This window comes from Rhodococcus sp. 7Tela_A2 (genome assembly GCF_049311045.1).
GTDB lineage: Bacteria > Actinomycetota > Actinomycetes > Mycobacteriales > Mycobacteriaceae > Rhodococcus.
In genome coordinates, this window is record NZ_JAXION010000054.1 from 1 (window position 1) to 21,917 (window position 21,917).

Here is a 21,917-nt window from a genome sequence, read left to right on the forward strand (position 1 = left end):
CATCGCCCAGGACCGCCCTGGACTGGTGGCCGGATCAGCTGGACCTCCAAGTCCTGCACCAGCACTCCCCTATGGCCAACCCCATGCCACCCGACTTCGACTACCGGAAGGAGTTCGAGAACCTCGACGTCGACGCGCTCCGCCAGGACCTCATCGCGCTGATGACCGACTCCCAGGACTGGTGGCCCGCAGACTTCGGGCACTACGGCGGCCTCTTCATCCGCATGAGCTGGCACTCCGCGGGCACGTACCGCATCGCCGACGGCCGGGGCGGCGGAGGCAAGGGCGCGCAGCGCTTCGCTCCGCTGAACAGCTGGCCCGACAACGTCAGTCTCGACAAGGCGCGTCGGCTGCTGTGGCCTATCAAACAGAAGTACGGACGCAGCCTCTCGTGGGCCGACCTCATCGTCTTCGCCGGCAACTGCGCCTACGAGTCGATGGGATTCAAGACGTTCGGGTTCGCATTCGGCCGCGAAGACATCTGGGAAGCCGACGAGGTGTTCTGGGGCCCGGAGGACACCTGGTTGGGCGACGAGCGTTACGCCGGCGAGCGCGAACTGCAGGGCCCGCTGGGCGCGGTCCAGATGGGGCTGATCTACGTCAATCCGGAAGGCCCGAACGGTAATCCGGAGATCCTCGCGTCGGGCCGCGACATTCGAGAGACGTTCGCCCGTATGGCGATGAACGACGTAGAGACCGCCGCGTTGATCGTCGGCGGCCACACCGTCGGCAAGACGCACGGTGCTGCGCCCGCCGACAATCTCGGTCCCGAACCCGAAGCTGCGCCGCTGGAACAACAAGGTCTCGGCTGGAAGAACTCGTACGGCACGGGCAAGGGACCCGACACGATCACCAGCGGACTCGAGGTCATCTGGACACCCACCCCGACGAAGTGGGACAACACCTTCCTCGAAATGCTGTACGGGTTCGAGTGGGAAAAGACCAAGAGTCCTGCCGGGGCGTGGCAGTGGACACCGAAGGACAACGCCGGGTCGGATATCGTGCCCGATCCGTTCGATTCGGCGAAAAAGCATGCGCCCGGCATGCTCACGAGCGACCTCGCGCTGCGATACGACCCGATCTACGGCGAGATCACCCGGCGCTGGCTCGACCACCCCGAGGAACTCGAAGCCGAGTTCGCCAAGGCCTGGTACAAACTGCTGCACCGCGACATGGGACCGCTCTCGCGGTACCTCGGGCCGTGGATCCCGGAGCCGCAGCTCTGGCAGGACCCGGTGCCCGACGTCGATCACGAGCTGATCGGCGACGACGAGATCGCGTCGCTCAAGAGCACGGTCCTCGACTCCGGGCTGACCATCCCGCAGTTGGTGGCCACCGCGTGGGCGTCGGCGGCAAGTTTCCGCGGCACCGATATGCGCGGCGGCGCGAACGGCGCACGTGTCCGCCTCGAGCCGCAGAAGAACTGGGAGACCAACGAACCTGCCCAGCTGAACGCGGTGTTGCCGGTGCTCGAACGCATCCGTGACGACTTCAACAGCTCGGCGACGGGAAACAAGAAGGTCTCGCTCGCGGACCTGATCGTGCTCGCGGGTAGTGCTGCGGTCGAGAAGGCAGCCAAGGCGGCCGGACACGACATCACGGTGCCGTTCGCTCCGGGCCGGACGGACGCGTCCCAGGAGATGACCGACGTCGAGTCGTTCTCGGTGCTCGAGCCGAAGAGCGACGGGTTCCGCAATTTCCTGCAGGGCGGGGAGAAGCTTCCTCCGGAAAAGCTGCTCCTCGAACGTGCGAATTTCCTGACACTGACCGCCCCCGAGATGACGGTGCTCGTCGGCGGGCTCCGTGCCCTCGGAACCAATCACGGCGGCAGCAACCACGGCGTGCTCACCGATCGGCCTCAGGTGCTCACCACCGACTTCTTCCGTAATCTGCTCGACATGGGCACGGAGTGGAAGGTGTCGGAGTCGTCGGAGGGGATTTACGAGGGCCGCGCGCGCGGAACCGACGAGGTCAAGTGGACGGCGACCGCCGTCGATCTGGTGTTCGGCGCGAACTCCCAACTGCGGGCGCTGTCCCAGGCGTACGCCACCGACGACGCGCAGCCGCAGTTCGTGCAGGACTTCGTGAAGGCGTGGACCAAGGTGATGAATCTCGATCGGTTCGATCTGGCCTGAGCCGTCCGGGAACGGTGCCGCCGGACGGCACCGCGACACCGAAGCCACCCGTCGCACTTCGGCGGGTGGCTTCGTCGTGTGGGGGCCGTGTGGCCGGTGCCGAGGCGAAGCGGCGCGGGGACCTGCCGCACCGGCGTACCCTTGTAGTGCCGTGAGGGTGACTTCGATCACGCCTCAGGTGATGGAGAACGTATTCTTTGCGTCGGGGCAAAGACAGGGATACGCCGCCTGCGTCACGGCACCGGATTCTCCGGTCGCCGCGTCCGTTGCCGACGCGACGCCTGTCGTTGCGTATCCGGTCGTCGTGCGAGACCGTCCTGCGCGTTCGGCCCTGTCGAACCCGGGCTCGTGCCCGGCCGAGTACCTCCGAACGACATGTCTCCCGGAGGAGATCGTGATGCGCAGAAACATCCTCAGGGCTGCGGCATGCTCTGCCGCCCTGCTCATAAGCACTATCGGCGCCGGTGTGGCCGGTGCCCAGACAGATATCTCGACCGTCGGAATGTCCCAGGAGCAAGCCGAAGCAACACTGTCCGAGGCCGGCGTCGAATACATCATCCTCAGCCGCGCGGGCAGCACCCTGCGGAACTGCAACGTGACCGAGCAGCGCGACCGCGGCTACGACACCGAAGTCGAATACTCGTGGGACGCCGACGCCGAAGAGTGGGACAAGACCGAGACGGAGGTCTGGCGCGGGGTTGCCCTGGTCGTCTTCTGCGACTGACCCCCGCCGCCGTCAGGCACCGAACACCCGCTCGACCACTGCTCGCGCACGACGGGTCACGCGCAGATAGTGGTCGAGATACTCCGAGGCGTCTTCGCCCTGCCACCCTGTCACTCTCGCGACCGCTGTGAGAAGCCTTCCCGGGCCGGGCAATTGGTCGGCGCGCTTACCCCGGACGAGCACCAATGCGTTGCGTGCACTGGTGGCGGTGATCCACGCGTCGCGCAGCAACTCCACATCCCCGGCGCTGATCAACTCGGCCGCACCGATCGCGTCCAAGGTCTCGAGCGTCGACGTGTTGTGCAGCGCCCCGATGTGGTGCGCGTGCTGCAACTGCAGCAATTGCACCGTCCATTCGATATCGGCAAGTCCCCCGCGGCCCAGCTTCGTGTGGGTGGCGGGGTCGGCTCCGCGGGGCAGACGCTCCGAATCGACGCGTGCCTTGATCCGGCGGATCTCGCGGACCGCCTCCTGGGACAGCCCACCCTCCGGGTAACGGACCTTGTCGATCATGCGCAGAAAGCGCGTGCCCAGGTCCGGGTCGCCGGCGACAGCGTGCGCCCGCAGGAGCGCCTGCACCTCCCACACTTCGGCCCACTGGGTGTAGTACGCCTCGTAGGAGGTGAGCGTGCGCACCAGCGGTCCGCTACGGCCTTCCGGCCGCAGGTTCAGGTCGACTTCGAGCGGTGGGTCGGTGCTCGGCGCGCCGAGGAATTTGCGGACCTGTTCGGCAACGGTCGTCGCCCATTTCACGGCGTCGGTGTCGTCGGCGTCCGCGTGCGGTTCGCACACGAACAGCACATCGGCATCGGAACCGTAGCCCAGTTCGGCACCTCCGAGACGACCCATCCCGATCACGGCGATGCGCGCGGGGGCCGGTCCCCGTGAGCTTTCCGACGCGCGGATGACGGCGGTGAGTGCGGCCTCGAGCACCCCGGACCACACCGTCGACAGTGCTTCGCACACCTGGGGGACGTCGAGCATCCCGAGGATGTCCGCACTCGCGATCCGGGCCAGTTCGGCGCGGCGCAACGAGCGGGCGGCGAGGATCGCACGCGCCGGGTCGCCGTAGCGGGACGACGACGCGACCAGCGCGCGGGCGACTTCCGGAGGGTTCGGTTCGAGCAACCTCGGACCGTTCGGGCCGTCGGCGTACAACCGCAGCACCTCGGGCGACTTCACGAGCAGATCCGACACGTACGCCGACGATCCGAGCACCGTCATGAGGCGTTCCGCCACCGCCGGCTCGTCGCGGAGCACCCGCAGGAACCACACGGTGTCGTACAGCGCGTCGGACAAGCGGCGGTAGGCCAGCAGTCCGGCATCGGGATCGACTGTGTCGGCGAGGTATTCGAGCAGTTGCGGAAGCAGCATCGCCTGGATCCGCGCCTTGCGGGACGCGCCGCCGGACAAGGCTGTCAGATGGTCGAGCGCGTGCGAGGGCGCGCTGTACCCGAGGGCGGCGAGCTGACGGACGGCCGCGTCGGGCGAGAGCCGTACGGCCTCCTTGTCGAGCTTGCTCACCGACTCGAGCAACGGCCGGTAGAACAGTTTCGCGTGCAGTTTCCGCACCCGCGACGAGTTGCGCTTGATCTCGGATTCCAGCACGCCGAGCGCATCCTTCCGCCCGTCCGCACGCATGTGCGACGCACGGGCGAGCCAGCGCAGCGCCTCCCGGTCGTCCGCGGGCGGCAGCGTGTGGGTGCGCTTGAGTCGCTGGAGCTGGAGGCGGTGCTCGAGCAACCGGAGGAACTCGTACGACGCGCGGAGGTTCGCGGCGTCGTCGCGGCCGATGTAGCCACCGTCGGCGAGCGCACCGAGCGCCTCCACCGTGTTCGGGACCCGCAGCGACTCGTCGACGCGGCCGTGTACGAGTTGGAGCAACTGGACGGCGAATTCGACGTCGCGGATGCTGCCGCGGCCGAGCTTGAGTTCGCGTTCCTGCAGTTCTGCGGGCACCAGGTCCTCGACGCGCCGGCGCATCGCCTGGACTTCCGGGACGAAGTCCTCGCGCTCGGAGGCTGTCCACACCATCGGGCTCAGCGCTTCGACGTACCGGCGGCCGAGATCGAAGTCGCCGGCCATCGGCCGGGCCTTGAGGAGCGCCTGGAACTCCCACGTCTTGGCCCACCGGTTGTAATACGCGATGTGCGACTCGAGGGTGCGCACCAGCTCACCGCTCTTGCCTTCCGGGCGCAGCGCGGCATCGACCTCGAAGAAGGCGGAGGTGCCGATACGCATCATTTCGCCCGCGATCCGGCTTGCGCGCGCATCCGCGGGTTCGGCGACGAAGACCACGTCGACATCGCTCACGTAGTTCAGTTCCCGCGCTCCGCATTTACCCATGGCGATGACCGCCAGGTGGATCGGGCACGGCTCGTCGGGAACCACCGTCGTCACGGCGACCGCGAGAGCCGCGGTGAGGGCGGCGTCGGCGAGGTCGGCGAGCAGCGCCCCGACCTCGAGGTACGGAACGACCGGCTCGTTCTCGACGGTCGCGGCGAGGTCGGCCGCCGCGATGATCATGAGCTGGTCGCGATAGGCGGTCCGCAAGGCCGCAACTGCCGCGGGCCCGGTGATCTCTGCGCGGTAGAGCAGGCGGCCGACGCGACCGCCCGGCTCGGGATACCCGCCGACGCTGTCGAGCATCCTCGCGGTGAAGGTGTGCTTGTCGGGCAGATCCAGGGAACCTTCGAGCAGCCGCCAGCAGGCAGGATTCGCGACCACGTGGTCACCGAACGCGGACGACGCCCCGAACAGGCCGAACAGCCGGCCGCGAAGGCCCTTGTCGGCACGCAGCGCGGCATCGAGTTCGGCCCAGCCGTCGTCACCGAGACTGTCTGCGAGGCGCGCCAGGGTCCGCAGCGCCAGATCCGCATTGGCGGCGCGGGACAGCGCCCACAGCAGTTCGACGCTGTCGGCGTCGTTCCAGCCGAGCCGTTGCAGCTCTTCTGGCGCGGTCGGCTCGACGAGGCCGAGCCGACCGGGAGCCGGGACAGTGGAACGAGAAGTCGGCGGTTTCACCACCACATCATCCGCCATCGCCGGCCGATTACAGCCCCAGGTACTGCTCGAGCTCGAAAGGCGTGACCTGGCTACGGTAGTTCTCCCACTCGCGCCACTTGTTCCGCAGGAAATAGTTGAACACGTGCTCGCCGAGCGTTTCGGCGACCAGCTCGGACTTTTCCATCTCACGAAGTGCGATGTCGAGATCGGTGGGCAGCTCGCGGTACCCCATCGCGCGACGCTCCGCCGACGTCAGCGACCACACGTCGTCCTCGGCCTCGGGAGGGAGTTCGTATCCCTTCTCGATGCCGCGCATGCCCGCCGCGAGCAGCAACGCGAACGACAGGTACGGGTTGCACGCGGAGTCCGGGGTGCGGATCTCCACCCGGCGCGACGACGCCTTGTTGGGCGTGTACATCGGGACACGGACCAGAGCCGAGCGGTTCGACGGTCCCCAGCACGCCGCGGTCGGCGCTTCGCCGCCGTGCACGAGACGCTTGTAGGAATTGACCCACTGGTTGGTGACGGCGCTGATCTCGCCGGAATGCTCGAGGATGCCGGCGATGAACGCCTTGCCGGTCGCCGAGAGCTGCAGCGGGTCGTCGGGGTCGTGGAAGGCGTTGGTCTCGCCCTCGAACAGCGACATGTGGGTGTGCATGGCCGAGCCCGCGTGCTCGCGGAACGGCTTCGGCATGAAGGTGGCGCGCACGCCCTCCTGCATCGCGATCTCCTTGACCACGTAGCGGAAGGTCATGACGTTGTCCGCCATGGACAGCGCGTCGGCGTATCGCAGGTCGATCTCCTGCTGGCCGGGAGCCGTCTCGTGGTGGCTGAACTCCACCGAGATACCCATCGACTCGAGCGCGTCGATGGCGTGGCGCCGGAAGTGCGGGGCGGACCGGTGGACGGACTGGTCGAAGTAACCGCCCGTATCGGCGGGCACCGGCGGGGCACCTTCTTCGCCGTTCTCCACGAGGAAGAACTCGATCTCGGGATGCACGTAGCAACTGAAGCCGAGGTCGGACGCCTTGTTGAGCTGACGCCGCAGCACGTGCCGCGGATCGGCCCAGCTGGGCGTTCCACCCGGCATGGTGATGTCGCAGAACATGCGCGCGGAGTACTGGTGGCCCCGGTCGTCGGTCCACGGCAGCACCTGGAAGGTTGTCGCGTCGGGGCGGGCGACCATGTCGGCTTCCGAGATCCGGGAGAATCCCTCGATCGCCGAACCGTCGAACCCGATGCCCTCTTCGAAGGCTCCCTCGAGTTCGGCCGGGGCGATCGCCACGGATTTCAGGGTGCCGACGACGTCGGTGAACCAGAGACGAACGAACCGAATGTCGCGCTCTTCGAGGGTGCGGAGCACGAACTCCTTCTGGCGATCCATATCCGCGAGAGTAGGCATCATCCGTTAATTCCGTGTTACATACGCGCGTTGGGACAGTGGCGTGTCGCTCACATCGTGCCGGATTCAGCAGTGAGGATCGGTTTCGGGGACCTCGAGATCGATCAAATACCTGGTCACAGCGTCGTCGACGCATTTCTCGCCGTCGAGCACGACCGTGTGCTGGGTCCCGTCGAAACTCAGCAGCGCACCGCCGAGATGACCCGCGAGCTCGACTCCCGCGAGATACGGGGTCGCGGGATCGGCGGTGGTGGACACCACGAGCACGGGAGCCAGACCGGACAGGTCCGCATCCTCGCCGTCCACGGTGGGCGGGACGCGCCAGAAAGCACACGTGTCGAGAGCGGCGGAACCGTTGCCGCGCCCGTCGTCGAGGAACGGCGCCGCCTCACGGAACCGGGTGTCGAGTTCTCCGGCGAGCACCCGGTCGGTGACGGGTACGTCGTCGACGCATCGCACCGCGTCGAACGCGGCGGTGATGTTGCTGTAGGTGCCGTCGTCGCCGCGGCCCTCGTACAGGTCGGCGAGCCGCAGGAGCGTGTCGCCGGTACCGCTGCTCGCAAGCGAGTCCAGTCCGCCGCGCAACGAGCCCCACAAGGTCGGTGAGTACAGCCCCTGCTGGACCCCGGTGATCGCGTCGCCGTAGCTCAGGCCGCGGGGGTCGGTGGTGGGCGCGGGTGTGTCGAGCAGCGGGCCGACGAGGGCGCGGAACCGGTCCACTGCCGCCGCAGGATCGTCGCCGAGCGGGCATCCGTCGTAGTCGGCGCAGTAGCGCGCGAACTCCTCGAACGCGCGCTGGAAGCCCTCCGCCTGCAACACGATCTCCTCGACGGGATCCTGGTCCGGGTCGATGGCACCGTCGAGCACCATCGCCCGCACCCGGTCGGGAAACGCTGCGGCGTACTCCGCGCCGAGCCTGGTGCCGTACGAGTAGCCGAGGTAGGTGAGCTGATCGTCGCCGAGCACCCCGCGCACGACATCCATGTCGCGCACCACCTCGCGGGTGCCGACGTGCGCCAGCACCTCCGGCCCGGTGCGCTCGGCGCACAGATCCGCGTACTCCCGATTGAGTTTCTCGGCTCGCGCGATGCCCTCACTGGTGGTGTCGCCGGGGTCGAGGGCGCGATCGGCGTCGGTCTCGGCGTCCGTGCGGCACACGATCTGCGGATCCGAGGCGCCGATTCCCCGCGGATCCATCCCGATGACGTCGAAGTGCTCCGCGAGCGGGGTGCCTTCTCCTGCCAGCGCGAGCGACAACCCCGACGCGCCCGGCCCGCCGGGGTTCGTCAGCAGTGAACCGATCCGGTCCCCGCCGGCCCGGGACCGCGACAACGCGAGCGAGACGGTCTGTTCGTCGGGATCGTCGTAATCGAGCGGCACCGTGATCCGGGCGCACTCCACACCGTTGAGGGCAAGGTAGCGACCGTCGGCCCCGTATCCCGCGCACGACTCCCACCGCACCGCCTGGCGGTAGAACTTCTCGAGTTCGCCCGGCACCGCGACATCCGACGGCGGCTGCGTGCTGTTGCCCGGCGCCGAGCAGCCCAGGACGGCGAGACCTGCGACAACGGCGAGCGACATGAGGCGGAGAACGTGCATACGGGGGGAAATCGACACCCGACGATCGTCCCATGAGCCGACAGAGCGCCGACGCTGTGACCAATCGCACCGCCACGTGGTGTTTGTGCAGCGACCTGCGGTGGCAGACTGAGACGGTCATCACCCAACCCGGGGACCCCTAGGGCCTCGAGGCAGAAAGGGACAGCGATGTCCGACAACATGACGTCCGTATACGGCGGCGCCGCTCCCGCCGATACCCCCAAGCGCAAGACTCGAGTCCATCACCTGCAGGCGATGAAGGCCGAAGGCCGCCGCTGGGCGGAACTGACCGCCTACGACTACTCCTCGGCCCGAATCTTCGAAGAAGCCGGGATCCCGGTCCTCCTCGTGGGCGACTCCGCAGCGAACGTCGTCTACGGCTACGACACCACCGTTCCGGTCACCGTCGACGAACTGCTCCCCCTGGTCCGCGGCGTCGTGCGGGGCGCGCCGCACGCTCTCGTCATCGCGGACCTGCCGTTCGGTAGCTACGAAGCGTCTCCCGAACAGGCTCTCGCGACGTCCATCCGGTTCATGAAGGAAGGCGGCGCCCACGCCGTCAAGCTCGAAGGCGGCGAACGGGTCGCCCCGCAGATCGCGGCGATCACCGCGGCCGGCATCCCCGTGCAGGCGCACATCGGTTTCACCCCACAGTCGGTCAATACGCTCGGCGGGTTCCGCGTCCAGGGCCGCGGTGACGGTGCCGAGCAGCTCGTCGCCGACGCGATGGCGGTTCAGGAAGCCGGCGCATTCTCCGTCGTGATGGAGATGGTGCCTGCCGAACTGGCCGGTCAGGTCACGGGCAAGCTCACCATCCCGACGGTCGGCATCGGCGCCGGAAGCGAATGCGACGCTCAGGTTCTCGTGTGGCAGGACATGGCGGGCTACACCAGCGGCAAGACCGCGAAGTTCGTCAAGAAGTTCGGTGCTGTCGGGGACGAACTGCGTCGCGCAGCGTCCCAGTACGCGCACGAGGTCGCCGAAGGCACGTTCCCCGGTCCCGAGCATTCGTTCTGAGCAGACGCCCTAGGCACAAACGACAAGCCCTTCCTGCGGTGCGCCGCGGAAGGGCTTGCCGTTGTGTGACGTTCGTCCCCCGGTTCCGGCGGGGCGGCCTCACCACCCCATCAGGATTCGGTGGCACACTCGACGGCGACCACGACGCGAGCCCCGACAGACGAGGTGTACATCCATGAACCGATTCCGACAGGTGCCGGTTGCGGCCGCCGTCGCAGCCGCCATGATCGGCGTTCTCGGGGCATGCGCTCCGGCGCCCGAGTCCGGGCAGACCGGTTCCAGCACAGAACTGTCGTCGTCCACCCAGGCGACCTCCTCGGCGACGCGATCTCCGCAGTCCGGTGGGGCAGGCGTCACCGACGCTCAGGCGGAAGACCTGTGCACCCGGCTGGAGGCGCAACTGTCGCCGTGGCGCACGTACACCCCGTCGGTCGGCCGCGGTGGGCTCAACATCCTCATCGGCGAATGGGCCGGGGCCAACGGCGTCGACCTTCTCGCACTTGCCGGTGATCGGGGACGGATCGACACGATCACGTCCGAGCAGTGCCCCGAGGTGCGGCAGGAAGCGGTCACCGCACTCGAAATCCCCGATCTCGCATCCGGTCTCGTCGGCTTCTGATGAACGAGCGCCGCGAGCTGTATCCGCCGCTGGAACCGTACGAGCAGGGCATGCTCGACGTCGGTGACGGTCAGCACCTGTACTGGGAGGTCAGCGGTAACCCCGCGGGCAAGCCGGCGGTGTTCCTGCACGGCGGGCCCGGCGGCGGCGTGTCGCCGATGCAGCGCCGGTTCTTCGATCCCGATGCCTACCGCATCGTGTTGTTCGATCAGCGCGGGTGCGGCCGATCGCTCCCGCACGTCGCAGACGGGGCAGACCTGTCGGTCAACACGACCGACCATCTGGTCGCCGATATCGAACGGCTGCGCACTCACCTGGGTGTGGAGCAGTGGCTCGTCTTCGGTGGCTCGTGGGGATCGACCCTGGCGCTCACCTACAGCCAGCGACACCCCGACCGCGTCACCGAACTGGTGTTGCGCGGAATCTTCCTGCTGCGGCGCAGCGAGATCGACTGGTACTACAACGGCGGTGCGGGAGAGGTGTTCCCCGATCTGTGGGAGGGATTCACCGCACCACTCGCCGCGGCGGAACCCGGGGAGCATCCCGTCGACACCTATCACCGTCTGCTGCACTCCCCCGACCCGGACGTGGCACTGGACGCCGCGATCGCATGGTCGACGTGGGAAGGCGCCACGAGCACGCTGCTACCCCATCCCGACCGCGTCGCGGAGACCTCCGAACCCCGGTTCGCCCTCGCGTTCGCGCGGATCGAGAACCATTACTTCTACCACCGGGGTTTTCTCGAGGACGGTCGGATTCTGCGCGACGCGCATCTGCTGCACCGCATTCCCGGGGTGATCGTGCAGGGCCGCTACGACGTAGTGTGTCCGGCGCGCAGCGCATGGGATCTGCATCGGGCCTGGCCGCAGTCCGATCTGCGCATCGTCGACGATGCCGGTCACGCGGCAACCGAACCCGGTATCACCCATGAACTCCTGGAGGCCACGGACCGGTTCCGGTAGTCCGCCGCCGGTTCAGGCGGGCAACCGCCCGAAACCGACCACGGCGCCGTCGCCCTCCCAATCGAGGGTGTGGACGCGAACCTTACCGAACTCGTTGCCGCCCACGGTGGTTGCGGTGCTGCCCTCCACCGCGATTACGATGTTGGTGTGTTCACGCTGCCCGAAACCCAGTGAGCTGTGGTAGAGCACCACGTCGCCGACGGCGGGGCGGTAGCCCGATCCGGAGGGTTCGAAGCGGCCGGTCTGCTCGTAGTACTCCCCGAGCGTGTACACCCCCGGGATACGCCAGTGACCGGAATGCGGATTAGCCAGAGGCACACCGGCTTCCCGCATGATCCAGCTGACGAAGTCCGCACACCACGGTTCCCGGACGCCCTCGGAGTAGAACGTCCCGGGCCGTTGCGCGTTGTGCTGATCCTCGAGCAACTCGACGATCCGACCCTGCGTCGGCGACAGCGCCGACGTGTCCACGTCCGGGAACGATGCACTGTCCCAGGGGAACAACCTGTTGGGGGCACTCCACCACACGGTCGCGGCAACAAGAGCCACGGCGACCACCACGACCGCCGTGATCGTCGCGAGCGGTCGGCGCCCGACGGTCCGTTCAGGGTTCACAGGCGAACTGCACTCTCCGGGACGCCGGGTCGGCGAGTACCAGGCGGACCGTGACGCGCTGTCCCTCCGCGGGTGCGCCGGTGCATTGCGCGATCACCGTCTCCGACGGGATGAAGATCTCGGCGTCGCGTCGCTCGGTGGCGTCTTTCAGGACCGTGGCGTCGAAGGTTTCCCCCACCCGCGACGACAGCACGACCGCTTCGGCGAGGTCGATGCACGCGCGCCCGACCTTGCCGGCGAGCGAATCGGACGAGGACATGATCTTCGGCAGCAGACCCAGGGTGTCGCGCACATCGCCGGGCAACTCGGTACCCGAGGACACCGCAAGGCACACCTCGGTGGCGTAGCGGTCGGACAGCCGGCGCAGCGGCGCGGTGACATGCGCGTAGGCGGCGCCGATCGCGCCGTGCACCGTCAGTTCCGGCAGTTCCCCGTCGAATGCGACGTAGGACGCGCCGCGCAGCAGCGTCGGCGCCTCGCTCATGAGAACGAGCGTGGTGGGCAGATTCGCGTCGAGACCGGCGAGGAAGGCGCCCACCGACATGTCGCCCGGCCACTCGACGCCCAGCGAACAGGCGGTTCGGCGGAGAGAAGCGACAGCGTCGGGATCGGCGGGCGGCAACGTGCGCAGCAGCCCGGTCTTCGCGTCGATCATGATGCGCGCCGCGCACATTCCGGTCAGCAACGACACATGCGAATTCCAGTCGTCGGCCTCGGTGCGCGGTTCGATGTCGAGTCGCCAGCCGTCACCGTCTTCGACCACGTCCTGCTCGGGGAGTCTCAGTTCGATCGCGCCCCGTGCCCGCGCCGCGACTTCGCGTAACCGCCCGAACTCGGGTAGCGCCGCGATCGACGGATGGAGGGTGCCCGCATCGGCATCGCGCTGCACACCGGCATAGTCGAGTCGCGCCACCGAGCGGACGCGGGCCCGCGACACGGAGATTGCGACGGGCTCTGCGTACTCGTCCATCTCGATGCGCCACAACACGGCCGGTCGCACCGCACCCGGGAGCAGACTGGCCGCGTTCTCCGACAACACCCGCGGGTGCAGCGGCACCGACCCGTCGGGAAGGTAGAAGGTCTGCGCGCGGCGGTGCGTCTCGAGATCCAGCGCACCGCCGGGTTCGACGACCGCGTACACGTCGGCGATCGCGTAGTGGAGCACGAATCCGGTGTCGGTGCGCTCGAGGTGGAGTGCCTGGTCGAGGTCCATCGAACCGGGTGGATCGATCGTCACCACGGGCAGATCTGTGCGATCGTCGCGCTCCGAAGCGAATCTGTCGGTCGCCCTCCGGGCCTCTGCGAGCGCCTCGTCGGGGAATTCGTCGACGAGGCCGAACTCGGCGCGGACACCGGTGAAATCGATCTCCGGTGCGACGACGATGGGTGTGGTCACCAAAGCGGCGGGGCTCCTCGTCGCGCGATCACTTGTTCCATTCGTCGTCCGCGTCGTCGGCTGCCTTGTTGCGGGCGGCAGCGATGTCGAGGGCCCGCATGGCGGTCTCCCGGTCGGGGTACGGACCCATGCGGCTGAGGGCGCTGGGATCTTTGCCCTGGGTCACCTTGCCGGTCTTCACATCGAAATACCAACCGTCGTCACTCATGGCCCCAGTGTGCCCGAACAGCGGCGCGATACCCGGTATATCGGGCGCGGTTTCGGCGAAACTCGGCTACCGGCGCAGCTGGTAGCGTCGGCCGGACCACAAGATCGTCACCGACCGAAGGAGATCACACGTGTCGTACATCCTTTTCGATGCGCTGCTGCCCTATGTAGGCCCCGAGTCCGCCTCGTACTGGGCGCATCTGCTGGTCGTCGGACCGCTCTGACCGACTCCCGGCGGCGGCGATGCCGTCGACCGACCGGGGCGAGCACGCGCGTCGGCGGGGTGGGACAGGAATGCAGGGCGGACGAGTCGGCCTGTAAGCCGGATCCTGTCCCCCGCCGAAGCGGGGTGGCGACCATCCATCTGGGCACACCGTTGCCGGGTACCTCGAGCGGTTCACCCGCAGGCTCGGGCGAGCAGCCCTCGAGCACCTGCGCAGACGCACCGCGCAGCGATGCGACCTTCAACCTTGCTCCGGGCGGGGTTTACCTAGCCACCCCGGTCACCCGGGGTGCTGGTGCGCTCTTACCGCACCGTTTCACCCTTACCTGCCCGCGAGGGGCAGGCGGTCTGTTTTCTGTGGCACTGTCCCGCGAGTCACCTCGGGTTGCCGTTAACAACCGCCCTGCTCTGTGGAGTCCGGACTTTCCTCGACGCAGGGCCTGACACCGTCCGGTGCCGGTTCCCTGTTCCGCGGTCGCCCGGCCAACTCGTCCGCCCGGACAGCGTAGCGCGCGCCCGCGGGGATACGACGCACGGACCCCGTGCCGTCTGCCGCCGTGCGACCCCGCCTATCGCCCTCCCGGCCCGCCGCGGGAGAACTACCGTGAACCGCATGACTCGGTACGTGGCTTTCCTGCGCGGGATCAACGTCGGCGGTATCCGGATCAAGATGGCCGATCTGGCGGAGTTGTTCTCCGCGGCGGGACATCGCGACGTCCGCACCGTGCTCGCGTCGGGCAATGTGCTGTTCGACTCCGACGACGATGCCGCGTCGCTGAAACCCGCCCTCGAAAGCGCGCTGACCGAGCGCTTCGGGTACGACGCCTACACCTTTGTCGTCGAGCAGTCCCGGGTGGCGGACATCGTGGCGGCCTACCCCTTCGGAGACCGCGAGGACCGGCATTCCTATGTGGTGTTCGTGTCCGACCCCGATGTTCTCGACGCCCTGGCCGCGGATGCGGACCGTCTCGACAGTGACGTCGAGTGCGCCGCACCGGGTGCGGGGGTCCTGTACTGGCAGGTCGAGAAGGGCAGCACACTGGACAGCGCGCTGGGGAAGAAGCCCGGGTCCGGTCGGTACAAGGCGGTCACCACCTCTCGAAATCTGAAAACACTCCGCAAGTTGCTGTGACTTGTCACCACAAGTAAGCAAATCCTCGGACGTCCTCGTAAGTGCAGTTACCCTCCCCGGGGGCCGCAGTCGCGGCACATGAATCCGGACTCGAAGGACACACATGCGGATTGCCGCACGACTGCCTGCCGCAGCCGCTCTCGCAGGATTCTCCCTCGGCGCGACGACCACCGCAGCCGCCCAGCCGGCGGTGCCCGGCCCCGCCGCACAGGCGGACGACTTCTACGCCACGCCCGACCTGAGTTCCGGTTCGCCGGGAGACGTACTGCGCACTGCCCCGTCGGTCGCCGCAATCATCCCCGGCACCCCCGCCGTGCTCGACGCCTCGGTTACCCGCGTGATGTATCGCAGCACCAGCGCCACCGACAAGCCTGTCGCCGTCGTCGGCACCGTGATGGTCCCGGCACTGCCGTGGGACGGCGACGGCCCTCGGCCCACCGTCGTGGTCGGGCCCGGCACTCAGGGCATGGGCGATCAGTGTGCCCCGTCCAAGCTCATGGTCTTCGGCCAGGAGTACGAGCACCTCCAGATCGGTCCGCTCCTCGCGCGCGGCTACGCGGTCGCGGTCACCGACTATGAAGGGCTCGGCACCGCCGGAGTCCACCCCTATCTCAACCGCGCTTCTCAGGGGCACGCGATGCTCGACCTCGCCCGCGCTACCCGGTCGCTGGGAACTCTCGGTGTGGATGAGGACGGCCCGATCGCCTTCTGGGGTTATTCGCAGGGCGGTATGGCTGCCGCCTCCGCCGCCGAACTCGCCTCGACCTACGCCCCGGAACTGCCGGTCGCCGGTGCGGTCGCGGGATCACCGCCCGCGTCGCTGAGGGATCTGGCGGTCGCAGGCGACGGTTCGTTCTTGTCGGGTGGCATCGGCTGGGTCGTCAACGGGTTCGTCTCCGCGTACCCGCAGCACGCCGACGACATGCTGGCGGTGTTCAATCCCGCGGGCCTCGATATTCTCGGCCGCGCCGAAAAGGCGTGCGTGTTCGACGCACCGCTGCTCGACCCGTTCTCCTCGACCACCCGGTACACCGTTGACGGCCGGCCGATCGTCGAGCATCTCTCGGAGGAGCCGTGGGCCTCGCTCGTGGCCGAACAGGAACTCGGCAACCGGACCCCGTCCGCTCCGGTGTTCGTGGCGCAGGCCACCGGGGACGATTTCGTGCTCGTGTCGGGCGTCGACACGATGGTCGGCAAGTGGTGCCTCACCGGAGCGACCGTCACCTATCAGCGATACGACGTTCCCCCGGCGTTCACCAAGACAGGATTCGGGCACGTCGTCGGACTTTTCCCCGCTCTGGTGGAGGGCATGGACTGGCTGGACCAGCGATTCGCCGGCGTCCCCGCGACAACGACCTGCGGCGCGTAAGGAAAGTTCGAAAAAAGCTCGGCGGCCGGTAACGCCTCACCGATCGCAGCGATACATGATGTGAGTGGCCACGCAGGCACCCCCCGACATGCCTGCGCGGCCACTCTTTTCATCGCTGCTCCCGTGAACCGGGATATCGCGTGTTACAGATGCGAAGTGTCGTTGACCAGACGCACCGAGGATCCGCCGTCCGGATAGAACTCCGCGGTGCTGAGCGACGCCAGGTCCAGGTGCAGCCGGTACAGCAGGGACGGACCCGAATCCAGCGCGAGCCGCAGGAAGGTCTTGATCGGAGTGACGTGGGAGACGACGAGTACGGTCACTCCCCCGAACTCCGACACCAGATCGTCTCGCGCGGCGGCAATCCGCGTGTGGACCTCGTCGAAACTCTCGCCACCGGGCGGACGCACCGAGGTGTCGCCGAGCCACGCGCGGTGAATGTCCGGGTCGCGCTGGGCGGCCTCACCGAACGTGAGGCCCTCCCACTCGCCGAAATCCGTCTCGATCAGGCCGTTGTGCACCGTCACGGGCAGATCCAGGGCGTCCGCGGCCACGGTGGCGGTTTCGCGGGCGCGGCCGAGCGGTGACGACACCACGGCGGCGACGCCTCCTCGTGCCGCGATCCGGCGCGCGGCGGCAACGGCCTGTTCACGACCGAGTTCGGTGAGCGGCGGGTTGCCCCGCCCCGAGTAGCGGCGTTCCACCGACAGCGGTGTCTGGCCGTGCCGCAACAGCAGGAGCCGTGTCGGCGAACCGGTCGCGCCCGTCCAGCCCGGCGCCGTGGGTGCCGGAGTCGTCGCGGCCGGCGGAGTCGTCGCCGCGACCGAAGGCGACGAGGACGACTCTGCGAGGACGAGCGTCTCCTCGCCGGAGACGAGTGCCTCGGCAGCGGCGTCCATGGCCACATTCGCAAGACGGTCGGCGTACGCGTTCTCGGCGCGTGGAATCCACGTGTAGTCGACACGGCGGAACTTCGCCGCCGTCTCCCGCGCCGCCGCGGCGAGCGGAACCATGTCGGGATGCTTGATCTTCCAGCGGCCCGACATCTGCTCCACGACGAGCTTGGAATCCATACGGACGTCCACCTCGTCCGCCCCGAGTTCCGCGGCGGCGGTCAGCCCCGCGAGCAGTCCCCGGTATTCGGCGACGTTGTTGGTGGCCCGCCCGATGCTCGCGTGCCGCTCGGCGAGGACGGTCCGATGGTCGGCGTCGAACACCACGGCACCGTAGCCCGCCGGTCCCGGATTTCCTCTCGAGCCGCCGTCCGCTTCGACGACGACCCGGGTCACAGTCCGGATTCCTTGGTGCGCACCAAGATCGAGTTGCACTCCGGGCATCGCACGAGCGCGTCGGCAGGTGCGGCCGCGATCCGGGCGATCTCGCCCCGGTCGAGCTCGAGGCGGCAGGCACCGCAGCGGCGTCCCTGCAGCAGTGCCGCGCCGATGCCGGTCTGTTCGCGCTGCTTTTCGTACAACGCCACCAGGTCCTCGGGCAGCGCACCGATCAGGGCCGCGCGGTCGCTGCGGCACCGCTGCTCGGCGACGTCGATGTCGGCGAGGGCTTCGTCACGAGCGCGGGTCGCGTCGGCGAGCTGATCGTCGATCTGCGAGACCTGCGCCCCGGCGTGATCGTGGTCGCCCTTCGACGCCTCGCGACGTTCCATCACCTCGAGGAGGTCGTCCTCGAGCGCCCCCTGACGGCGTTCGAGGCTTCCGAGTTCGTGCTGCAGTTCCGTGAGCTGCTTCGAGCCGACCGACCCGCTCTCGAGCATCGTCCGATCGCGCTGTGCACGCATGCGCACCGCTTCGATCTCCCCTTCGAGCTTGCGGATGTCGCGATCGAGATCGTCGAGGATGATCTCGACGGCCACGGCCGCATCCTTACGCGCGTTGCGGTCGGACTGGAGCCGGTCCACCGTCTGCTGTTCCGGCAGGGTGCGACGGCGGTGCGCAAGGCGATTCAGCTCCGCGTCCACGGCGGCGAGAGACAGAAGCTTGGACTGCACTGCGGATTCGACGTTCACTCGGGTGGTTCCTGCTTTCGGTGGGGCCTCGATGGGCGGGGATGACGGACAGCCCCGGAGACGGGTCGTAGCTGATTACGGTACCGCGCGCACCGCGGCGGTCGTCCACGGATCGGTTCGCAACCGGCTCACCCGCGCCTGCCAGCCGTCCCGGCCGGCGAATGCCGCGTCGAGAACGTCACGTGCCTGAGCGCACCACGGATACTCGCTCGCCCAGTGTGCGACATCGACGAGTGCGGGACCCCCGGCGCGCAGGTGCTCGTCGGCGGGGTGGTGCCGGAGGTCCGCTGTGACGTAGGCATCCACGTCGAGCGCCGCGACCGCGCCGAGGAACGAATCGCCCGATCCCCCGCACACCGCGACGCTCCGGATCGGCCGCTCCGGGTCGCCTGCGGCGCGTACTCCCCACACGGTGGCGGGCAGGGCCGCGGCCACCGACTCGGTGAACTCGGCGAGCGTCATCGTCTCGGGTAGCTCCCCGACCCGCCCCAGCCCGCGAGCACTCGGGAGTTCGGCGAGTTCGAGCACGTCGAACGCCGGTTCCTCGTAGGGATGGGCGGCGCGCAGGGCGGCGAGCACCCGGGAGCGGGAACGTCGCGGAGCGATCACCTCGATACGAGCTTCCTCGACGTGCTCGAGTTCCCCGAGGACGCCGAGTGCGGGATCGGCTGCGCCGACGGGACGGAACTGGCCGGTGCCGGAAGTGGTCCAGCAGCACTCCGTGTAGTTGCCGAGCGCTCCCGCACCGGCATCGAACAACGTCTGCCGGACGCTGTCGGCGGAACCGGACGGCACCATCACCACCCATTTGTCCGTGGCCGGTTCGGGCTTGGCCTCGAGCGGTCGCAGTCCGGTCAGCCCGAGTGCCTCGGCGAGGGCGTCGGACACGCCGGGATTCGCACGATCGGCATTGGTGTGCGCGGTGAACAACGCGCAGCCCCCGCGGATGAGCCGGTGGATCAACGCGCCTTTCGGGGTGTGCGCGCCCACCGTGTCGACGCCGCGCAGCAGCAGCGGGTGGTGGACGAAGAGCAACTGCGCACCCCACTCGAGTGCCTCGTCGACGACATCGGCGGTGGCGTCGACTGCGAGGAGCACCTTGTGGACCGGGTCGGCGGGGTCGCCCGCTACCAGTCCGACGGAGTCCCACCCTTCGGCCAGCGACGGTGGATACGCGGTATCGAGTACGTCGATCACCTCACGCAGCGACGGCGCAGTCACGTGTCCTCCTGGGTTGTCTCGGCTGTCCCGACGACCCTACGCGGCGCGGTGTGCCCGAACCGAGGACAATGGATGCGTGACCCTTCTCGTCGAACCACAGCCACTGCTCCTGCCCGCCCCGGTTGTCCTGTTCGACCTCGACGGAACGCTCACGGACTCGGCGACCGGCGTGATCAACGGATTTCTCCACGCGGCCGACACCGTCGGATTCGCTCCACCCACGGGCAACCTCCACCGACTGCTGGGTCCGCCCATGCGCGACAGCCTGCTCGCACTCGGGCTCGACGAGGACCGGATCGCCGCAGGGATCGAGGCGTACCGGGAGTACTACTCGGCGACAGGCTGGGCCGAGAACGCGGTGTTCGACGGCGTCGAACCCCTGCTCGACGCCGTGCGCGCCGCAGGGAGCCGCCTCGCGGTCGCGACATCGAAGTCGGAGTCCTTCGCCGAACGCATCCTGGACCACTTCGGGCTCGCGCCGTACTTCGAGTTCATCGGCGGGGCGAGTGACGACGGAACGCGGCGCGCGAAATCCGATGTCGTCGCGCACAGCCTCGAAGCCCTCGGTATCCGGCCGGTCGAAGCAGGGACCACCGGCGTCGTGATGGTCGGTGACCGCGAGCACGACATCCACGGCGCGGGACGCTGGGGCATACCGACGGTCTTCGTCGAATGGGGTTACGGCGACGCCACCGAGGGGCAGGCCGCCGCCCGCATCGCGACCAGTGTCGACGAACTTCGCGAGGTGCTCACGGGTGGCCGCTGACGACGACGTGCTCCACGTGACGTTCGTGTGCACCGGCAACATCTGCCGGTCTCCGATGGCCGAGAAGATCTTCGCCGAGCACGTGCGCCGCGAAGGACTCGGCGACCGGGTGCGGGTGAGCAGCGCCGGCACGCACGGCTGGCATGTCGGCGCCGAGGCCGACCCGCGGACGAACGCGGTGCTGCAGCGGCACGGGTACCCGACCGGGCATGTCGCGGCCGAACTCGGACCGTCGCATCTTTCCGCAGACCTGGTGGTGTCGATGACCACCCACCACGATCGGGCGGTGGCGCACCTGGGTGTCCCGGCGGAGCGGCGCGTCCTGCTGCGATCGCTGGACCCGGATGCCGACGGCGATTCGGTGCCCGATCCGTACTACGGCGGGCTCCCCGAGTTCGAGCAGGTCCGCGACCAGATCGAGGGTGCGATTCCCGCGCTGCTCGACTGGGTGCGGCAGCAGTGAGACCTACCTCACCGTCTACCGTGGACACGTGCGCCGATTGACGTTTCTCCTCCGTCCCAGCTGGCTGGTCCTGGCCCTGGTGGTCGGCGGCTTCGCCTACGCGTGCTTCACCGTCCTCGCCCCGTGGCAGCTGGGTAAGAACACCAGCACCGAGGAACGTAACGATCGTCTCGCCGCGTCCATGTCCGAGGATCCGGTGCCGGTCGGTGACCTTCTCGCCGGCCCCGGCCCCACGGTGGACGACGAGTGGCGACGGGTCGTGGCCCAGGGTTCGTATCTCCCCGACTCCGACGTACTCGTGCGGCTGCGCAACATCGACGGCCGTCCCGCCTACGAAGTCCTCACTCCGTTCGAGTTCGACGACGGGCGGATGATCCTCGTCAACCGCGGTTTCGTCCGCCCGGTGCAGGGCACCGCGGTACCCGAGGTCCCGCCCGCACCGGCCGGAGACGTCTCCCTCGACGCTCGGATCCGGATGTCGGAGGGCACCGTGGCCGGCAAGGACCCGTTCACCGACGCGGGATATCAGCAGGTCTACTTCATCGACGCCCCGCAGGTCGCGCAGGTCACCGGGCTTCCGCTCGAGGACGTCTACCTCCAGCTCGACGACGGTCAGCCCGGCGGACTCGGCACCATCCCCTTGCCACAGCTCGACGCCGGCCCCTACCTCTCCTACGGTCTCCAGTGGCTCGCGTTCGGCATCATGGCGCCGCTCGGTCTCGGCTACTTCGTGTGGGCAGAACTCCGCGAACGCCGGAAGGCGAAGGCCGCGACGATCGCCGGGCCGGATGCCGACGCCTCGGACACCGCGAAGTCGGACAGCCGCGGTTCGGACCTCCGTAAGTCGGAGAGCACTGCGCTCACCGACGATGCTGACGACACCGTGCCCGCCGGCACCGCACCGGCCGACGCGCCGGCTCCTGCAGCGCCGCCGTCCCGTGAAGACAAGCTCGCCGACCGTTACGGACGGTCCCGGTGACAGGCTGGGCCGACCGCACGTCTGCCGACCGCATTTCCGCCGACCGACTTTCCGAGGAG

Annotated in this window: 19 protein-coding genes and 1 other RNA gene; 10 read left to right on the forward strand and 10 right to left on the reverse strand. The window is 68.3% G+C overall.

The window, feature by feature from the left end:
* Both katG and TVH25_RS11915 read left to right on the forward strand, forming a co-directional pair.
* Positions 1–2,135 (forward strand): catalase/peroxidase HPI (gene katG, locus TVH25_RS11910; protein ID WP_422424243.1); only part of this gene is annotated, 2,135 nt, incomplete at its 5' end.
* 397 nt (positions 2,136–2,532) lie between these two features.
* Positions 2,533–2,859 carry a hypothetical protein gene (locus TVH25_RS11915; RefSeq protein ID WP_240952035.1) on the forward strand — a complete coding sequence of 109 codons (327 nt, stop codon included), beginning with the start codon at positions 2,533–2,535 and terminating at the stop codon, positions 2,857–2,859.
* A gap of 12 nt (positions 2,860–2,871) precedes the next feature.
* Here the strand turns inward: TVH25_RS11915 and TVH25_RS11920 are convergent, their stop codons facing one another.
* The 3 genes from TVH25_RS11920 to TVH25_RS11930 form a co-directional block, all read right to left on the reverse strand.
* Complete coding sequence (locus tag TVH25_RS11920; RefSeq protein ID WP_422424258.1) at positions 2,872–5,886, reverse strand: bifunctional [glutamine synthetase] adenylyltransferase/[glutamine synthetase]-adenylyl-L-tyrosine phosphorylase; 3,015 nt, start codon at positions 5,884–5,886, stop codon at positions 2,872–2,874.
* A gap of 25 nt (positions 5,887–5,911) precedes the next feature.
* Positions 5,912–7,249: a glutamine synthetase family protein gene (locus tag TVH25_RS11925; RefSeq protein WP_296549588.1), complete on the reverse strand. Its 1,338-nt coding sequence runs from the start codon at positions 7,247–7,249 to the stop codon at positions 5,912–5,914.
* 84 nt (positions 7,250–7,333) lie between these two features.
* On the reverse strand, positions 7,334–8,866 hold the full coding sequence (locus TVH25_RS11930) for an alpha/beta hydrolase (protein WP_422424260.1): 1,533 nt from the start codon (positions 8,864–8,866) through the stop codon (positions 7,334–7,336).
* 168 nt (positions 8,867–9,034) lie between these two features.
* Here TVH25_RS11930 and panB point away from each other — a divergent pair, with 168 nt between their 5' ends.
* The 3 genes from panB (at position 9,035) to pip (ending at position 11,464) form a co-directional block, all read left to right on the forward strand.
* Complete coding sequence (gene panB / locus TVH25_RS11935; protein ID WP_169620226.1) at positions 9,035–9,883, forward strand: 3-methyl-2-oxobutanoate hydroxymethyltransferase; 849 nt, start codon at positions 9,035–9,037, stop codon at positions 9,881–9,883.
* Positions 9,884–10,058: 175 nt separating this feature from the next.
* Positions 10,059–10,502, forward strand: coding sequence for a hypothetical protein (locus TVH25_RS11940; RefSeq protein ID WP_422424244.1), 444 nt, complete (start codon positions 10,059–10,061; stop codon positions 10,500–10,502).
* Positions 10,502–11,464: a prolyl aminopeptidase gene (gene pip, locus TVH25_RS11945; protein ID WP_422424245.1), complete on the forward strand. Its 963-nt coding sequence runs from the start codon at positions 10,502–10,504 to the stop codon at positions 11,462–11,464. The genes TVH25_RS11940 and pip overlap by 1 nt, the downstream gene beginning before the upstream one ends.
* A 12-nt stretch (positions 11,465–11,476) precedes the next feature.
* On the opposite strand, the gene TVH25_RS11950 is transcribed toward pip, so the two are convergent.
* The 4 genes from TVH25_RS11950 to rnpB form a co-directional block, all read right to left on the reverse strand.
* On the reverse strand, positions 11,477–12,079 hold the full coding sequence (locus TVH25_RS11950) for a CHAP domain-containing protein (RefSeq protein WP_422424246.1): 603 nt from the start codon (positions 12,077–12,079) through the stop codon (positions 11,477–11,479).
* Complete coding sequence (locus TVH25_RS11955; RefSeq protein ID WP_422424247.1) at positions 12,069–13,478, reverse strand: RNB domain-containing ribonuclease; 1,410 nt, start codon at positions 13,476–13,478, stop codon at positions 12,069–12,071. The genes TVH25_RS11950 and TVH25_RS11955 overlap by 11 nt, the downstream gene beginning before the upstream one ends.
* Before the next feature lie 25 nt (positions 13,479–13,503).
* Positions 13,504–13,683, reverse strand: a complete 180-nt coding sequence (locus TVH25_RS11960) for a hypothetical protein (protein WP_422424248.1) — start codon at positions 13,681–13,683, stop codon at positions 13,504–13,506.
* Positions 13,684–13,984: 301 nt separating this feature from the next.
* An RNA gene (rnpB, locus tag TVH25_RS11965) (RNase P RNA component class A) lies at positions 13,985–14,396 on the reverse strand.
* A 122-nt stretch (positions 14,397–14,518) separates the two neighbouring features.
* Between rnpB and TVH25_RS11970 the strand changes: the two genes are divergently transcribed.
* Together TVH25_RS11970 and TVH25_RS11975 are read left to right on the forward strand one after the other, a co-directional pair.
* Positions 14,519–15,037 carry a DUF1697 domain-containing protein gene (locus TVH25_RS11970; RefSeq protein WP_422424249.1) on the forward strand — a complete coding sequence of 173 codons (519 nt, stop codon included), beginning with the start codon at positions 14,519–14,521 and terminating at the stop codon, positions 15,035–15,037.
* 103 nt (positions 15,038–15,140) lie between these two features.
* Positions 15,141–16,406, forward strand: coding sequence for a lipase family protein (locus TVH25_RS11975; RefSeq protein WP_422424250.1), 1,266 nt, complete (start codon positions 15,141–15,143; stop codon positions 16,404–16,406).
* 143 nt (positions 16,407–16,549) lie between these two features.
* On the opposite strand, the gene TVH25_RS11980 is transcribed toward TVH25_RS11975, so the two are convergent.
* The 3 genes from TVH25_RS11980 to TVH25_RS11990 form a co-directional block, all read right to left on the reverse strand.
* Positions 16,550–17,743 (reverse strand): bifunctional RNase H/acid phosphatase, encoded by a 1,194-nt coding sequence (locus tag TVH25_RS11980; RefSeq protein WP_422424251.1) that lies wholly within the window; start codon positions 17,741–17,743, stop codon positions 16,550–16,552.
* Entirely contained in the window at positions 17,692–18,429 is a 738-nt protein-coding gene (locus TVH25_RS11985; protein WP_169620235.1) for a zinc ribbon domain-containing protein, read from the reverse strand. The genes TVH25_RS11980 and TVH25_RS11985 overlap by 52 nt, the downstream gene beginning before the upstream one ends.
* Positions 18,430–18,504: 75 nt before the next feature.
* Positions 18,505–19,650, reverse strand: coding sequence for a Nif3-like dinuclear metal center hexameric protein (locus TVH25_RS11990; protein WP_169651791.1), 1,146 nt, complete (start codon positions 19,648–19,650; stop codon positions 18,505–18,507).
* A gap of 76 nt (positions 19,651–19,726) precedes the next feature.
* On the opposite strand from TVH25_RS11990, the gene TVH25_RS11995 reads away from it, so the two are divergent.
* Genes TVH25_RS11995 through TVH25_RS12005 form a run of 3 tightly spaced genes read left to right on the forward strand, consistent with a single transcriptional unit; the run spans position 19,727 to position 21,858 of the window.
* Positions 19,727–20,416: an HAD-IA family hydrolase gene (locus tag TVH25_RS11995; RefSeq protein WP_169620237.1), complete on the forward strand. Its 690-nt coding sequence runs from the start codon at positions 19,727–19,729 to the stop codon at positions 20,414–20,416.
* Entirely contained in the window at positions 20,406–20,879 is a 474-nt protein-coding gene (locus TVH25_RS12000; RefSeq protein ID WP_378528936.1) for a low molecular weight protein-tyrosine-phosphatase, read from the forward strand. The genes TVH25_RS11995 and TVH25_RS12000 overlap by 11 nt, the downstream gene beginning before the upstream one ends.
* A gap of 28 nt (positions 20,880–20,907) precedes the next feature.
* Complete coding sequence (locus tag TVH25_RS12005; protein ID WP_169620238.1) at positions 20,908–21,858, forward strand: SURF1 family protein; 951 nt, start codon at positions 20,908–20,910, stop codon at positions 21,856–21,858.
* The last annotated feature ends 59 nt before the right edge of the window (positions 21,859–21,917 follow it).

Excerpts from the sequence above, each read along its gene's own strand:
- TVH25_RS11915 (WP_240952035.1), top strand. The coding sequence starts at position 2,533 with ATGCGCAGAAACATCCTCAGGGCTGCGGCATGCTCTGCCGCCCTGCTC.
- TVH25_RS11925 (WP_296549588.1), bottom strand. The coding sequence starts at position 7,249 with ATGGATCGCCAGAAGGAGTTCGTGCTCCGCACCCTCGAAGAGCGCGAC.
- TVH25_RS11930 (WP_422424260.1), bottom strand. The coding sequence starts at position 8,866 with ATGCACGTTCTCCGCCTCATGTCGCTCGCCGTTGTCGCAGGTCTCGCC.
- panB (WP_169620226.1), top strand. The coding sequence starts at position 9,035 with ATGTCCGACAACATGACGTCCGTATACGGCGGCGCCGCTCCCGCCGAT.
- TVH25_RS11940 (WP_422424244.1), top strand. The coding sequence starts at position 10,059 with ATGAACCGATTCCGACAGGTGCCGGTTGCGGCCGCCGTCGCAGCCGCC.
- pip (WP_422424245.1), top strand. The coding sequence starts at position 10,502 with ATGAACGAGCGCCGCGAGCTGTATCCGCCGCTGGAACCGTACGAGCAG.
- TVH25_RS11960 (WP_422424248.1), bottom strand. The coding sequence starts at position 13,683 with ATGAGTGACGACGGTTGGTATTTCGATGTGAAGACCGGCAAGGTGACC.
- TVH25_RS11970 (WP_422424249.1), top strand. The coding sequence starts at position 14,519 with ATGACTCGGTACGTGGCTTTCCTGCGCGGGATCAACGTCGGCGGTATC.
- TVH25_RS11975 (WP_422424250.1), top strand. The coding sequence starts at position 15,141 with ATGCGGATTGCCGCACGACTGCCTGCCGCAGCCGCTCTCGCAGGATTC.
- TVH25_RS11980 (WP_422424251.1), bottom strand. The coding sequence starts at position 17,743 with ATGCCCGGAGTGCAACTCGATCTTGGTGCGCACCAAGGAATCCGGACT.